Consider the following 14265-nt stretch of genomic DNA (forward strand, 5'->3'; position numbering starts at 1 on the left):
AAATGGCTAGAAGGTGGCGGGCTCATGGCCGAGCGCATCCGTGACCACGACTGGGGTGCCACTGCGCTAGGCCCGCTGCAAGCCTGGCCCGACGTACTCAAGACCACCGTCTCCCTGTGCCTCGCCTCGCGCTTCCCGCAGGCGGTGCTGTGGGGCGAGACCCTGCTCACCCTGCACAACGATGCCTTCGCCGACATCCTTGGCGGCAAGCCCCAGGCCCTCGGCCGGCCCTTCAGCGAAGTGTGGCAGGAAGCCTGGAGCGATATCGCCGACATGGCCCAGCGCGCGCTGGCCGGCGAAGCGGTGTACATCGAGGACTTCCCGCTGCTGATCGAACGCGGCGGCAATCCCGAGCGTGCCTTCTTCACCTTCTGCTACAGCCCGATCCGCGACCACGACGGTCGCGTGCTGGGCATGCTCGACACCGTCACCGAAACCACCGCCAGCGTGATCGCCAATCGCCGCCTGAACTTCCTCGACAGCCTGGGCCGGGCTGCGGCCAATGCCACCGCGCCCGAGCGGATCATGGCCACCACCACCCGCCTGCTCGGCGAACACCTGCAACTGTCGAGCTGCGCCTACGCGGTGATGGAGCCCGACGAGGACGGCTTCACCATCTGCGGCGACTGGGTCGCCCCCGGCCTGCCGCCGCTGGTGGGCAAGTACCGCCTGAACGATTTCGGCCGCCTGGCGGTCAGCCGCCTGCGCGCCGGCCTGCCCCTGGTGATCGACGACAACCTGAACCAGTTGCCGGCGCAGGAGGCGGCGACCTTCCAGGCCATGGGCATCACCGCGACCATCTGCATGCCGCTGATCAAGGATGGCCGGCTGACCGCGCTGATGGCGATTCACGACCGCCGGCCGCGTACCTGGACCCGTTACGAACAGACCCTGGTCAGCGAAGTCACCGAACGCTGCTGGGCGCATATCCAGCGGGTCCAGGCCGCTGCCGAAGTGCGCGCGGCAATGGCCGCCCTGGAAACGCTCAACGCCACCCTCGAGCAGCGGGTCGAGGAGCGCACCGGCCAGTTGCTGCATACCGAAGCCGTGTTGCGCCAGGCCCAGAAACTCGAGGCCATAGGCCAGCTCACCGGTGGCGTGGCCCATGACTTCAACAACCTGCTGACCATCATCCAATCGTCGTTGCACTTCCTGCAGCGTCCAGACCTCGACGAGACCCGCCGCAACCGCTACCTCAAGACCATGACCGACACGGTCGAACGCGGTGCCAAGCTGACCGGCCAACTGCTTGCCTTCGCCCGCCGCCAGGCCCTCAGCCCGCAAGTGTTCGAGGCCGGCCCCAGGCTCGAGGCAATGGCCGACATGCTCGACACCGCCACCGGCGCGCGCATCGAAGTCAGGCTCGAGCTGCCCGAGGCGCCCTGCCATGTGCATGCCGACCTGGGCCAGCTGGAAACGGCGGTGATCAACCTGATGATCAATGCCCGCGATGCCATGGCCGGCCAAGGCACCCTGTGCCTGCGCCTGCAGGCCGACCAGCACATGCCCGGCCTGCGTGGCCAGGCCCCCCAGGCTGGGCCGTTCGCGGCGATCTCGGTGGTCGACAGCGGCGTCGGCATCGCCCCGCACCTGCTCGAACGCATCTTCGACCCGTTCTTCACCACCAAGGCCGCAGGCCAGGGCACCGGACTGGGCCTGTCCCAGGTATTCGGTTTCGTCCGTCAGTCAGGTGGCGATGTCCAGGTCACCAGTTGCGAAGGCCAGGGCACCACCTTCACCCTCTACCTGCCCCAGGTGACCCCGTCGGCTACCGAGGCCGCCCCCGAGCACCCGGCACCAAGTGCAGAGGGCCAGCGCCAACGGATCCTGGTGGTCGAAGACAATGCCGATGTGGGTGGTTTCATCGCGCAGATCCTGCGCGACCACGGCTACCACATCAGTTGGGCGAGGAGCGCCGAAGAGGCGCTGGCCCGCATTGCTGCGACCGAACAACCGTTCGACGCCGTCTTCTGCGACGTGGTCATGCCTGGCATGGGCGGCCTGGCCCTGGGCCTTGCCTTGCGCCACAGCCACCCAGACCTGCCGGTGGTGCTCACCTCCGGCTACAGCGACGCTATCGCCGAAGGCGGGCACCAGGGATTCGCCTTTCTCGCCAAGCCCTATTCGGCCGAGCAGGTCTGCCAGTCGCTGAACGAGGTACTGAGCCGCCGCGGCCCGTGACGCCAGGCTTGCCGTGGCGCGCACCAGCGCTATCATGCCGGCCCGACCGCTCATGGAAGACGCTGCATGCGCCGCTTGCTGTTCCTGTTGTTCCTTCTCACCCTGACCTCCTGCGCGCTCCGCCTGCCCACCCGCCCCTTGCTGGAGCCGAGCGTCACCGCGCCCCTGGCATTGACCGTGCTCGAACGTGGCCGCTACACCCTCTGGTACGACTGCCAGCGTGGCGAGCCGCACCGCTTTCGCTTCACCCTCGGCCAGGATCAGGGCCAACTGCCGCGCCTCGACAACTTCCGCCTCGACCGCGACCTGCCGGCGGGCTGCAAGGGGCAGGCCTCAGCCAAGGCGTACTCGCTGCCCAAGGGCTTTCACCGGGGTCACCTGGCGGCCAACAACCACTTCGATGACGACCGCGCGGCGATGGACGCATCCAACCTGATGAGCAACATCGTTCCCCAACTGGCCACGCACAACAGCCGCACCTGGTACCAGACCGAACTGCTGACCGAGTGCTACCGCGACCTGCACCCGGTGACGGTGATCGGCGGCGTGGTCTTCGGCCACGCCGGCGCGGCGCTGGACAACGATCATTTCGTCGAATCCCACGGCATCGCCACCCCGGAGGTGTTCTGGAAAGTCCTGCTGACCAAGGACGAGCAAGACCGGCCCCAGGTGATCGCCTGGTGGATCCCGCACCTGGACGGGCTGGGCAGCGACCTCGATCCCTACCTGCGCAGCGTGCGCGAGATCGAGCGGCTGCTGGGGCCGGGCGAAGCGCCGATCGATGTGCCCGACACCCTTAAAGACCAGCGCCCGTCGCACACCTGGCCAGTGACAGCGGGATGCGACCGGCAATGACTGACATCAGCGCCTGCGGTGCTCGCCCCCTTGCGCACCGCGATCGGCACAGTCGACCTGCTGTGGGTCGTCGGTACAACTCTCCTGGTAGCTGAAGTACCGGCAGCCACACAGCACCAGCAGCCCGAGCATCACCATCAGCATCCTCGCCTTCATCCTTCATCTCTCCTGAAATGGACATGTCCAGCAACTCTAGCCGGAAATCCTGCCAGGGCCGGTCTAGACTTGCGATGCGCCATTGACGGCGCGCCGCATCCCAACAGGAGAGACACCATGCACAAGATCAAAGCCGTTCTGTTCGCCAGCCTGCTGGCCACCGTTGCCGCCAGCCCGCTGGCCTTTGCCGAAGGCGATACCACCCAGGGCATGACGCCAGATGCCAAGCCGGCCGACAGCGGCATGAAGCAAGATGCCAAGCCGGCCGCCAAAAGCGCCACGCACACCAGCAAGAAACACCACAAGACCAAGAAGCACGTGGAGAAGGAGGTCAAGAAGACCGAATAACGTGCACCTCGGCCCGGCTGCCCTGCCGGGCCTCACCCGTTGCGCATGGGCCTCAAGGCCGTAACGGATAAACCAGTGTCGCCCAAGACGATGCACACTCCCCCGCCTCCCGGTCTACTGGCCAGAAAGAACCGCGCCGCCACGCAACGCGCGCGGCGTATTCGACCAGGCTGCCCAGACCACCGGAGAGCACATGCATGTCCAGCGTCCATGAAGTCCCGCCCGCCACCCTGCGCCGGGTGATCGCCGCCTCGGCCATCGGCAACTTCGTCGAATGGTTCGACTTCGCCGTCTACGGCTTTCTCGCCACGCTGATCGCCAGTCAGTTCTTCGCCAGCGAAGCCCCTGGCGTCGCCCTGCTCAAAACCTTCGCCGTGTTCGCCGTGGCCTTCGCCCTGCGCCCGCTGGGCGGCATCGTGTTCGGCGCCCTGGGCGACCGCCTGGGGCGCAAGCGCATCCTGTCGCTGACCATCCTGCTGATGGCCGGCTCCACTACCCTGATCGGCCTGTTACCCACCTACGCCAGCATCGGCGTGCTGGCCCCTGCGCTGTTGACCGCCGCACGTTGCCTGCAAGGCTTCTCCGCCGGCGGTGAGTACGCCGGTGCCTGTGCCTACCTGATGGAGCACGCACCTCGCGAGCAACGCGCGTTCCATGGCAGCTTCGTGCCGGTGTCGACGTTCTCGGCGTTCGCCTGCGCGGCGGTGATCGCCTACGGGCTGGAGACCTGCCTGAGCGCCGAGGCGATGAACGCCTGGGGCTGGCGCGTGCCGTTCCTGGTCGCGGCTCCCCTGGGGCTGGTGGGCCTGTACCTGCGCTGGCGCATGGAAGAGACGCCGGCCTTTCGCCAGGCCATGGCCGAGGGCAAGGCCCACGCCCACTCGCCATTGGGCGACACCCTGCGCCACCACGGCCGGACCATCCGCAACCTGGGCCTGTTCATCTCGCTGACGGCGCTGTCGTTCTACATGTTCACCACCTACTTCGCCACCTACCTGCAGACCGTCGGCCAGCTCAGCCGCGCCGAAGCGTTGCTGGTGTCCACCGTGGCGCTGCTGTTTGCCGCTGCCGGCTGCCCGCTGGCCGGGGCGTTGTCCGACCGCATCGGTCGGCGGCGGACCATCGGTATCACCTGCCTGTGGGTGATGCTCACAGTGTTCCCTGCCTATTGGCTGGCCAGTTCCGGCTCGCTGTCGGGCGCCTTGCTGGGGGTATTGCTGCTGGCGGTGGGGGCACTGCTCAGTGGCGTGGTCACTGCCGCGCTGCTGTCGGAGTGTTTTCCGACACGCAGCCGCTATACCGCCTCGGCAATCACCTACAACGTCGCCTACACCCTGTTCGGCGGCACAGCCCCCCTGGTCGCGACCTGGCTGATCGAGCTGAGCGGCAGTCGCCTGGCGCCAGCCTTCTACCTGGTGGCCATCGCCCTGCTGGCCCTGATCGGTGGCATGGCGCTGCCAGAAACCGCCAAGATCTCGCTGCATGAGCCGGACACGCCACCGCTGCCAGCACCTGCCGTGCAGGCGACGCGCTGATCCAGCCTTGCGCTCGCGAACACGACAACGCCCCGGCAGCCATGGACCACCGGGGCGTCGTTGCCGAACGGCCTAGAACAGGTCGAAACGATCCAGCTCCATGACTTTCACCCAGGCGGCGACAAAGTCCTTGGCGAACTTCGCCTGGCCATCGCTGCTGCCATAGACCTCGCTGATGGCCCGCAACTGGGCATGGGAGCCGAACACCAGGTCGACCCGGCTCGCCGTCCATTTCAGCTGTCCGGTCTTGCGCTCACGGCCTTCGAATGCCTCGTTGTCGGCCGAGGTCGGCTTCCACTCCACGCCCATGTCCAGCAAGTGGCGGAAGAAGTCGTTGCTGAGCACCCCGACCTTGTCGGTGAACACCCCGTCCTTGCTGCCGCCGTGGTTGGCGCCAAGCACCCGCAGCCCCCCGATCAGCACAGTCATTTCGGGCGCGGTGAGGGTCAGCAACTGGGCCTTGTCCAGCAGCAGCCGCTCGGCCTTGACGCTGTAGCGCGCCTTGGTGAAGTTGCGAAAACCATCGGCCAGGGGCTCGAGCACGGCGAACGACTCGACATCGGTCTGCGCCTGCGCAGCGTCGACCCGACCCGGGCGGAACGGCACGCCGATGGCATGTCCGGCGTCCTTGGCGGCCTTCTCCACCGCTGCGCCGCCCGCCAGGACGATCAGGTCGGCCAGGGAGATATGCCGGCCACCGGCGTTGAACTCGCCGCGAATCTTTTCCAGCGCCGCCAGTACCTTGTCCGTGCCTGTGTTCGCCGCCCAGTCCTTTTGCGGTGCGAGTCGCAGGCGAGCGCCATTGGCACCGCCACGCTTGTCCGAACCACGGAAGGTCGAGGCCGCGGCCCATGCGGTGGCCACCAGTTCGCCAACACTCAGGCCCGAGGCCAGTACCTTGGCCTTGAGCGTCGCGAGGTCGGCCTCGCCCGGCAACGGATGACTGGCCTTGGGCAAAGGGTCCTGCCAGAGCAGTTCCTCGTTGGGCAGCTCCGGACCGAGGTAGCGCGCCAATGGCCCCATGTCACGGTGGATGAGCTTGTACCAGGCGCGGGCGAACGCGTCGGCTAGCTGCTCGGGGTGGTCCTTGAAGCGCCGGGCGATAGGTTCGTAGATCGGGTCGAAACGCAGCGCCAGATCGGAGGTGAGCATCGCCGGGGCATGGCGTTTACCCGTATCGAAAGCATCGGGGATCTGCCCGGCGCCGGCACCGCCTTTCGGGCGCCATTGATGAGCTCCGGCCGGGCTCTTGGTCAGCTCCCAGTCGAAGTTGAACAGGTTCTCCAGGTACTCGTTGCTCCAGCGCGTCGGGGTCGAGGTCCAGATCACCTCCAGGCCGCTGGTGATGGCATCGGCGCCCACCCCCGTGCGCAAGCGGTTCTTCCAGCCCAGCCCCTGTTGCTCCAGCCCCGCGGCTTCCGGCTCTGGGCCGACATTGTCGGCAGGGCCGGCGCCGTGGGTCTTGCCGAAGGCATGGCCACCCGCGATCAAGGCTACGGTTTCTTCGTCGTTCATGGCCATGCGCCCGAAGGTGTCGCGGATGTCCTTGGCCGAAGCGACCGGGTCGGGCGTGCCATCGGGACCTTCCGGGTTGACGTAGATCAGGCCCATCTGCACCGCGGCCAGCGGATTCTCCAGGTTGCGGCTGTGCTCTTCGGGACGCTTGGCCGGCTCGGCCACCAGGTCGCCCTTGCCTGCGGCCTCGGCCTTGCCGTAGCGGACGTCACCGCCCAGCCAGATCGTTTCCGAGCCCCAGTAGACATCCTCATCCGGCTCCCAGGCATCGACACGCCCGCCGGAGAAGCCGAAGGTCTTGAAGCCCATCGACTCCAGGGCGACGTTGCCGGTGAGCACGATCAGGTCGGCCCAGGAGATCTTGTTGCCGTACTTCTGCTTGATCGGCCACAGCAGACGACGTGCCTTGTCCAGGCTGACGTTGTCCGGCCAGCTGTTGAGCGGCGCGAAACGTTGCTGGCCGGAGCCGGCGCCGCCGCGTCCGTCACCGATGCGGTAGGTGCCGGCGCTGTGCCAGGCCATGCGGATGAACAGCGGGCCATAGTGGCCGAAGTCGGCCGGCCACCAGTCCTGGGAGTCGGTCATCAAGGCCTTGAGGTCTTGCTTGAGGGCCTGGAAGTCGAGGCTCCTGAACGCCTTGGCGTAGTCGAAGTCCGGATCCATCGGATCGGACTTGCGCGAATGCTGGTGGAGAATCTTCAGGTTGAGCTGATCAGGCCACCAGTCACGGTTGCTGGTGCCGCCACCTGCGGTTTGATGGAACGGGCATTTCGATTCGTTCGACATCTGCTTCTACCTTCTTAGGTCGGGTCTATTCAGGCTTTCGCACGTTCTTGTGGGTGTGCTGCCAGGCATCCGCTTGGCGCCGGCCAACGCTGCGCGTCGCCCCTCATCAAGGGTGGCCGGGCTGTGCCGGCAATGACGACGCCTTGTACCCAGACCGTCCGAAACACCCATTTCCGAGGAGCCCGCAGAAAGACTAGTCGAGCCGCGCCAGAGAGCTAATAGAGATGATGTTGCCCTGTGATAGTCTGCGCCTCTCAAGCACTGAACACAGATACTGCCGGGATCGAAGGAACTGCGCGCAATAATGAAGCGGATATGCAGGAAGCTGTTCAGACGTCTGGTTGCCTTTGTCAGGCGCCATCGTGTCATGGGTGGAGTCGCTTTTGCCGTGACTGCGCTCGCGTTCTGGTCCGGCCTCTTTCAGGACCTGATCAAACCGTTGGCAGAACACCGCCAACAGGTCACCGAGCTCAAGCAGCCCTTGGCAGTGGAGCTGAAAACCGATCGCACGACGGTCGCCCAGTGGGCCCAGCACGATGAGCTTTTCGTGGGTGAACCCGACCTCATCACACTGTTGTTGAACCGTGTTCCGGTAAAGACGCTGGAAATCACCCACACGGCCAAAGACCAACGTTTCCGTGACTATCCGGCCACAGCGCCCTTGACCTACAGGCAGATCCCGACTCACGCGCAATATCAGGTGACGGACCTCGATGGCGATGGCATTCCCGAAGTAGTGCTGACCCTCACCAACCAGCTTTACTCCCTGCACGATGACCAGTTGCTCAACGTGCTCATCCTTGATCCGAAGGGCAGGCAGCTCAGTGGCACCCCGGTTCCACCAGAGGTAGCGCAACTGCGTACGGGCGCCCTATCGCCCTATAGTGCCTACCGCAGTACAGGTGTCATGAAGGACCAGATCAGCGGGCAAACCCGCCCGGTCAGCTTTGCCAACGGCTTTGTCGTGGAGCGCCAGGGGCAACATCAGGTGCTGCGGTTTTCCTGGGTTGTGGACAGTGCCAGCTATGTTGGCGAACACCTGCACGTGACCCAGTCATTCCACTTTGTCGATGGCAGCCTGGAGCCTGCGGCCACCCCGCAGCTGTACATTTCAGAGCAGTGGCAACAGCCTTGGATGGATAACCGACCGGTGACACTGGCGGTGGCCCAGAAGTTTCTCGATGAGCACAACATGCCGTCTTTTTCCACGATGATGGGCAGCCAGGACGGCCAAGCCGATCCCCCACCCTTGCTCGCTCCCACCCGCAAGCCATGAGCCGGCAGCCTGCCTTGCGCGCTGCGCAGCTCCATCAACTGCGTCGATAGCCATCATGCTTGCCATCGAGTTCCGCCCAAGAACAGGGGCGAGGAAGATGGCGACATTGGATCTTCGACGAGGCACGCTCGATGAAAACCGGCATGATCGCCGCCCTGCTGGCCCTGCTCGCCGCCCTGAGCGGGTGCGCCACATCTGCCGGCCAACAGGCGGCGCAACCTTACGGCCACTTCTATTCGGCCACCGAGCTGTCCAGCGTCAGCCTGAACCACGGCCAGCGCGTGGCGGTGCTGCTCGGGCGCAACGCCACGGCGACGCTGGACTACTTGCAGCGGCACCGCGACCAGGCTCGACCAGGCAAGGCCACCGCCACGCCAGTGGCAACCCTGGGCCACAACCAGGCCTATGGCTGGCTGGCACAGTCGCTGGCCCGGCAATTTGCCGAGGTCACCTTCTATGACGACCTCGACACCTTGCTCGCGAATCGGCCTGATGTGATCGTGCTGCTCGACACCCAGAGCCAACTGGCGGCAGCAGGCATCGAGGCCAGCGTGGTGGCGCGGTTCTTCGATGACCAGCTCACCTACATCGGACGCGCCGAAGGGCTGGCCCGCAAGGGCGCGGATGGCCTCGGACCGGTCCGCCAGCTGGATGAAGAGCAGGCCGTGCAGGCCGAGGCGCTGAAACAATTCGACGCATCGCTGCGGCTGTTGCTGCAAGGCGCGGCATGAGGGCCTGCATGCAAGCCCTGCCGGTCAGGCCACGACCGCCTGCAGCCGCTGCCAGAGCCGCTCGACATGCTCGCGCTCGGTCGGCAGCGCGCCCACCGAAACACGTACCATCCACTGCCCGTTCAGGGTCGCCGGGGTGACATAGGCATCACCTGAGGCATTCAAGCGCTCGGCCCAGGCTCGGGTGTGCGCGTCCAGTGCGTCGGCCTCCAGTCCCTCCGGACGATGACGGATGCACAGGGTCTGCAACTGCACCGGTGCCAACAGCTCCCAATCCCCCGCTGCCTCGACCTGCCCCGCCAGCCAGCGAGCGTTGTCCAGGTCGCGACGCAGGCGTTGCTGCAGCGCCTCGACCCCTTCGCTGCGCAACATGAACCACAGTTTCAGCGCACGGAACCGGCGCCCCAGCGGAATGCCCCAGTCGCGCAGGTTCTTCACCTCGCCATCGACCGCCGACTGCAGGTAGCTCGGGTTGGTGCTCATCACCCGGATCAGGTGCTGCGGATCGCGCACATAGTAGATCGAGCAATCGAAGGCCACGCCCAGCCATTTGTGGGCATTGACCACCACCGAATCGGCCAGCTCGATGCCGTCCCACATCCAGCGACATTCCGGCAGGATCATCGCCGAACCCGCCATCGCCGAGTCCACATGCAGCCATAGCTGGTTGGCCTGGGCGATCTCGCCGAGCGGACGCAGCGGATCCAGCGCGGTGGTGGTGGTGGTACCGGTGGTGGCGACCACCGCGCACGGCTGGTTGCCGGCGGCCAGGTCACGCTCGATGGCCTCGCGCAGCGCCTCCGGGCGCATGGCGAAGTGCTCGTCGGTGGCAATCAGACGAATGTTGTCACGACCGAATCCGGCCAGCAGCGCGGCCTTGTCCACCGAGCTGTGGGCATGGGCGCTGACGTAGACGATCAGGGGCCTGGCCTGGCCCTGCAGGCCGCCGCGCACCTGGGCATGGTCGGTGGCCCGTTCGCGGGCACAGATCAGCGCCACCAGGGTGCTGGTCGAGGCGGTGTCCTGGATCACGCCGCTCCATTGGCTGCTCAAGCCCAGCAACTGGCGCAGCCAGTCGAGGGTGGTTTCTTCCAGCTCGCTCAGGGCCGGGCTCGACTGCCAGGACAGGCCGAGCACGCCCAGGCCGGTGCTGAGAAAGTCGCCGAGCACCGACGACAGGGTGCCGTTGGAGGGGAAGTAGCCGTAGAAATCCGGGTGCTGCCAGTGGGACAGGCCGGGCATCACCAGTCTGTCGACATCGTCGAGGATGGCCTGGAACGGCTCGCCTTGCTGCGGCGCGCCTTGTGGCAGCGCGACCTTGAGATAGCCGGGCTCGACCTGGGCCATCACCGGACGTTCGCCGACGCTCTGGCGATAGTCGGCGATCAGGTCGATCAGTTGGTGGCCGTACTGGCGAAATTGTTCTGGGGTCACGCGGCGCTCTCCTGTGGGTTGTCCGCTGCCTTGGCCGAGCCTGCCGCGGAGCAAGCCCGCTCCCACGTAGCCCCCGGCACAGGCAACACGATGCCTCGCAGTCTAGGCCGCTATCCCCTGTTGAATAACCCCGCTTCGTGCATACCTGCTATGGCAAAGACGCATGCCCGCCCTGCACGCCGAACTGCGACTGGCGCCACAGCTCGAACACCCGGTTGCGCAGCCAGCGGTGCTCGGCCGAAGCCTGCAGGCGCTGGTGCCAGACCACCCAGTAGCGCTGGGTGTGCTCGACGAAACCCAGTGGCCGCCAGGCCAGGCCGTGCAACCGTGCCAACTGGCGGGCGATGTGCTCGGGCACGGTGGCCAGCGCCTGACCATTGCCGATCACCTGGACCATGGCGCTGAAGAACGGCACCTCCAGGCTGATCCGCCGCTGCAGCCCCTGGGCGCGCAGGTGGCGGTCGATGAAGCTGTCCTTGTCGCCGCCGCCGGATACCCGGACATGCTGGTAGGCCAGGTAGTCGCCCTGCTCCAGCGCCGCCAACGCCGCCAGCGGGTGGTCATGGCGCATCAGGCACACCGCGCGGTCCTCGCCGAGCAGGCGACCGTGCAGGTTGGCTGGCGACTCGTCGAACAGCGTGGTGGCCAGGTCGATCTCGCCGCTGGCGAGCAAGGCATATTGTCCGGCCTGCCAGGTGCGGTACTCCAGCGACACACCCGGCGCCTCGCGTGCCAGCGCCGCCACCAGCAGCGGCAGCATGTGCTCGGCGACATAGTCCGAGGCCGCCAGGCAGAAGCGCCGCTCGCAGCGGGCCGGGTCGAACGCCGCGGGCTGGCGCAGCGCCTGGAGCTCGTCGAGCACCTGGCGCAGCGGCTCGACCAGCGTCTCGGCATGCTCGCTGAGCACATAGCCGCGGCCCTGGCGGATCAGCAACGGATCGTCGAAGGCGTCGCGCAGGCTGGCCAGTTGGCGGCTCAGGGCCGGCTGGCTGCAACCCAGGCGTTCGGCGGCATGGCTGAGGTTCTTCAACTGCAGCAGGCAGTCGAGGGTACGCAAGTGGGCGAGACTGAGGGCAGCGAAGGCAGGATGCATGGCGCAGGTCCACAAATGAGCGCGGGACAGGCCGCTCCCACGGCATGCGTGGAAGCGGGCCTGCCCCGCGCTGGCGTCACTCGGATCAGTCGGTCAGGCCGACATAGACGTTCTGTACGTCTTCGTTCTCGTCGATCGCCTCGAGGAACGCCTCGACCTCGGCCAGGGCCTCGGCGCTCAGGCTGGCGGCGCTTACCGGGTTCTTCGGGGTGTAGCCGATCTTCGCCGAGGTGACGGTGAAGCCATGCTCCGGCAGGGCCTTCTGCACCGCGTCCAGATCGGTGGTGTCGGTGATGAACAGGGTCGAACCCTCTTCCTCACCGTCCTCGAAGTCCTGGGCACCGGCTTCGATGGCCGCCATTTCCGGATCGGCATCACCTTCCGGGGTGGCCTCGATCAGGCCGACATGGTTGAAGTCCCAGGCAACCGAACCACTGGCGCCCAGCTGGCCCTTGCGGAACAGCACGCGGACCTGCGCCACGGTGCGGTTGATGTTGTCGGTCAGGCACTCGACGATCAGCGGCACCTGGTGCGGAGCGAAGCCTTCGTAGCTGACGGCATGGTACTGCACGGCCTCGCCGTCCAGGCCCGCGCCTTTCTTGATCGCACGCTCCAGGGTCTCACGGGTCATCGAGGCTTTCTTGGCCTGGACGATGGCCAGGCGCAGGCGCGGGTTCATGTCCGGGTCGGCGCCCGACTTGGCAGCGATCTGGATCTCCTTGGCCAGCTTGCCCATGATCTTGCCTTTGGCGTTGGCCGCCGTTTCTCTATGCTTGGCTTTCCACTGTGCGCCCATATCGACTCTCTTTGTTTCAGCGGCCGGTTCAGGAAGCGACCGGCCAAAAAGTGGGGAGAGTTTATACGCCCTTGCTGCCCGGTTCGACAAGAAATCGCATCACTGCGCAAGCGTGCCGGCGAAACCGGCAACGCACTGGTTGGCACCGGCGAACCCGACAGCCTCAGCCCTTGTCGGCCTTGCCTGCCGCCGCCGCGAACTTCGCCAGCCGCACATCCAGCCGCCGCGGCCGCACACCACGGTCTTCGGCCCGCTCCTTGCGGCGGATGGCGTTGCGCACCATCAGCGACCCCAGGTAACGGATCGGTTCCGGCGGAAACTGCCCCAACGGTCCCTTGACCAGTGGCGAGCGGGTCCAGGGATTGTCCAGCCCCAGTGCCAGCGACGAGAGGATCTGCCCGCCCATGTGACACGGCCCCACCCCGCTGCCCGAATAGCCAAAGCCATAGAACACATTGCCCTGCCCATCGAGCCGGCCGAAGAACGGCAAGCCTGTCACCGAACGGTCCGATGGCCCGTTCCAGCTCGCCGCCAATGGCACCTCGGCCAGTGCCGGGAAAAACTCGGCAAGGCTGTCGCGCAGCAGCGGCCGGTACGGCGACGGCTGGTCGAACACTGGCAGCATGCGCCCGCCATAGGCGAAGGTATTACCGCCCTTGCCGAGCATCAGCCGGCCATCGGAGGTGTTGTGGTAGTAATGCACGAAGATCCGCGAATCGAGCACGCTGACACCGCTGTCCAGGCCTATCTGGCGCAACAGCTCCGGGCACGGCTCGGTGATGACCATGTCGCTGGAGACGATCGCCACGCTGCGCTCGAACTGCGGGAAGGCACGTGCCATCCAGGCATTGAGCCCAAGCACCACGCGGTCGGCGCGAATGCTCCCGGTGCGGGTGCGCAGCGTTGCCGGCGCGCCATGCGTCAGCCCGGTCATCGCCGTGCCCTCGTGAATGCGTACCCCGCGCTGCAGCGCCACCCGCCGCAAACCGCGCACCAGGCGGCCCGGCTGCACCGTGGCGGCGGCTGGCGAGTACCAGCCTTCCAGGTGGAGTTCGGAGCCGGCCAGGCGCTGCAACTGCTCGAGGGGCAAGCGCTGGAAGGAATTGATGCCCTGGCGCTCCAGCGCCGCGATCACCGCGTCGGTGCCTCCCAGTTGGGCCTGGTTGGTGGCGGTGTACAACGTACCGTCCATGCGGTAGTCGCAGCGAATGCCGTTGGCCGCGCAGAAGCTGCCGATGGCGGCGATGCTGCGCTCGGATTCGCGCACCAGTCTCACCGCCTCCTGCACGCCGAACAGACGCTCCAGGGTGAAGTACTTGGCCGACCAGGACAGCGCGCAGCCGCCATTGCGCCCGCTGGCCCCGGCACCGCAGATGTCGGCCTCGATCAGCAGCACGTCCAGCTGCGGCGCTTGCTCCTTGAGCATCAGCGCGGTCCACAGGCCGGTGTAGCCGCCACCGACGATGCACACATCGCAGCGCGCGTCGCCCACCAGCGGCGGGCATGCGGCCTGCTCTTCCTGGTCCAGGGCCTGTTGCAGCCAGAACGGTCTCATCGCT

At 66.4% G+C, this 14265-nt stretch carries 12 protein-coding genes; 6 read left to right on the top strand and 6 right to left on the bottom strand.

Annotated elements, in window-relative coordinates; translation table 11 throughout:
* The first annotated feature begins 24 nt into the window (after window positions 1-24).
* Both F3J43_RS00355 and F3J43_RS00360 read left to right on the top strand, forming a co-directional pair.
* Window positions 25-2181, top strand: a complete 2157-nt coding sequence (locus F3J43_RS00355) for a GAF domain-containing hybrid sensor histidine kinase/response regulator (RefSeq protein ID WP_205297542.1) — start codon at window positions 25-27, stop codon at window positions 2179-2181.
* A gap of 66 nt (window positions 2182-2247) precedes the next feature.
* The gene (locus F3J43_RS00360; RefSeq protein WP_166882840.1) at window positions 2248-3036 is read left to right on the top strand and encodes a DNA/RNA non-specific endonuclease; all 789 of its coding nucleotides are present in this window, start codon (window positions 2248-2250) and stop codon (window positions 3034-3036) included.
* A 6-nt stretch (window positions 3037-3042) separates the two neighbouring features.
* Here the strand turns inward: F3J43_RS00360 and F3J43_RS00365 are convergent, their stop codons facing one another.
* Window positions 3043-3192, bottom strand: a complete 150-nt coding sequence (locus F3J43_RS00365; protein ID WP_166882841.1) for a hypothetical protein — start codon at window positions 3190-3192, stop codon at window positions 3043-3045.
* Between the two features lie 117 nt (window positions 3193-3309).
* On the opposite strand from F3J43_RS00365, the gene F3J43_RS00370 reads away from it, so the two are divergent.
* Entirely contained in the window at window positions 3310-3540 is a 231-nt protein-coding gene (locus tag F3J43_RS00370; protein ID WP_166882842.1) for a hypothetical protein, read from the top strand.
* A 197-nt stretch (window positions 3541-3737) separates the two neighbouring features.
* A complete protein-coding gene (locus F3J43_RS00375) occupies window positions 3738-5075 on the top strand; it encodes an MFS transporter (protein ID WP_166882843.1) in 1338 nt (445 codons plus the stop codon).
* A 72-nt stretch (window positions 5076-5147) separates the two neighbouring features.
* Here the strand turns inward: F3J43_RS00375 and katG are convergent, their stop codons facing one another.
* Entirely contained in the window at window positions 5148-7376 is a 2229-nt protein-coding gene (gene katG / locus F3J43_RS00380) for a catalase/peroxidase HPI (protein ID WP_166882844.1), read from the bottom strand.
* A gap of 367 nt (window positions 7377-7743) precedes the next feature.
* On the opposite strand from katG, the gene F3J43_RS00385 reads away from it, so the two are divergent.
* Together F3J43_RS00385 and F3J43_RS00390 are read left to right on the top strand one after the other, a co-directional pair.
* The gene (locus tag F3J43_RS00385) at window positions 7744-8652 is read left to right on the top strand and encodes a hypothetical protein (protein WP_166882845.1); all 909 of its coding nucleotides are present in this window, start codon (window positions 7744-7746) and stop codon (window positions 8650-8652) included.
* Window positions 8653-8783: 131 nt separating this feature from the next.
* Window positions 8784-9383: a hypothetical protein gene (locus F3J43_RS00390; protein ID WP_166882846.1), complete on the top strand. Its 600-nt coding sequence runs from the start codon at window positions 8784-8786 to the stop codon at window positions 9381-9383.
* A 24-nt stretch (window positions 9384-9407) separates the two neighbouring features.
* On the opposite strand, the gene F3J43_RS00395 is transcribed toward F3J43_RS00390, so the two are convergent.
* The 4 genes from F3J43_RS00395 to F3J43_RS00410 form a co-directional block, all read right to left on the bottom strand.
* Entirely contained in the window at window positions 9408-10817 is a 1410-nt protein-coding gene (locus tag F3J43_RS00395; RefSeq protein ID WP_166882847.1) for a DOPA decarboxylase, read from the bottom strand.
* 148 nt (window positions 10818-10965) lie between these two features.
* The gene (locus F3J43_RS00400; RefSeq protein WP_166882848.1) at window positions 10966-11910 is read right to left on the bottom strand and encodes a LysR family transcriptional regulator; all 945 of its coding nucleotides are present in this window, start codon (window positions 11908-11910) and stop codon (window positions 10966-10968) included.
* An 85-nt stretch (window positions 11911-11995) separates the two neighbouring features.
* Complete coding sequence (locus F3J43_RS00405) at window positions 11996-12706, bottom strand: YebC/PmpR family DNA-binding transcriptional regulator (protein ID WP_166882849.1); 711 nt, start codon at window positions 12704-12706, stop codon at window positions 11996-11998.
* A gap of 163 nt (window positions 12707-12869) precedes the next feature.
* Entirely contained in the window at window positions 12870-14261 is a 1392-nt protein-coding gene (locus F3J43_RS00410) for an FAD-dependent oxidoreductase (protein ID WP_166882850.1), read from the bottom strand.
* Between the last annotated feature and the right edge of the window lie 4 nt (window positions 14262-14265).

Source organism: Pantoea sp. Cy-639, assembly GCF_011752525.1.
Classification (GTDB): domain Bacteria; phylum Pseudomonadota; class Gammaproteobacteria; order Pseudomonadales; family Pseudomonadaceae; genus Aquipseudomonas.

Coding starts and splice junctions, on each gene's coding strand:
- F3J43_RS00355 (WP_205297542.1), top strand. CDS start 25: ATGGCCGAGCGCATCCGTGACCACGACTGGGGTGCCACTGCGCTAGGC.
- F3J43_RS00360 (WP_166882840.1), top strand. CDS start 2,248: ATGCGCCGCTTGCTGTTCCTGTTGTTCCTTCTCACCCTGACCTCCTGC.
- F3J43_RS00365 (WP_166882841.1), bottom strand. CDS start 3,192: ATGAAGGCGAGGATGCTGATGGTGATGCTCGGGCTGCTGGTGCTGTGT.
- F3J43_RS00370 (WP_166882842.1), top strand. CDS start 3,310: ATGCACAAGATCAAAGCCGTTCTGTTCGCCAGCCTGCTGGCCACCGTT.
- F3J43_RS00375 (WP_166882843.1), top strand. CDS start 3,738: ATGTCCAGCGTCCATGAAGTCCCGCCCGCCACCCTGCGCCGGGTGATC.
- katG (WP_166882844.1), bottom strand. CDS start 7,376: ATGTCGAACGAATCGAAATGCCCGTTCCATCAAACCGCAGGTGGCGGC.
- F3J43_RS00385 (WP_166882845.1), top strand. CDS start 7,744: ATGGGTGGAGTCGCTTTTGCCGTGACTGCGCTCGCGTTCTGGTCCGGC.
- F3J43_RS00390 (WP_166882846.1), top strand. CDS start 8,784: ATGAAAACCGGCATGATCGCCGCCCTGCTGGCCCTGCTCGCCGCCCTG.
- F3J43_RS00400 (WP_166882848.1), bottom strand. CDS start 11,910: ATGCATCCTGCCTTCGCTGCCCTCAGTCTCGCCCACTTGCGTACCCTC.
- F3J43_RS00405 (WP_166882849.1), bottom strand. CDS start 12,706: ATGGGCGCACAGTGGAAAGCCAAGCATAGAGAAACGGCGGCCAACGCC.
- F3J43_RS00410 (WP_166882850.1), bottom strand. CDS start 14,261: ATGAGACCGTTCTGGCTGCAACAGGCCCTGGACCAGGAAGAGCAGGCC.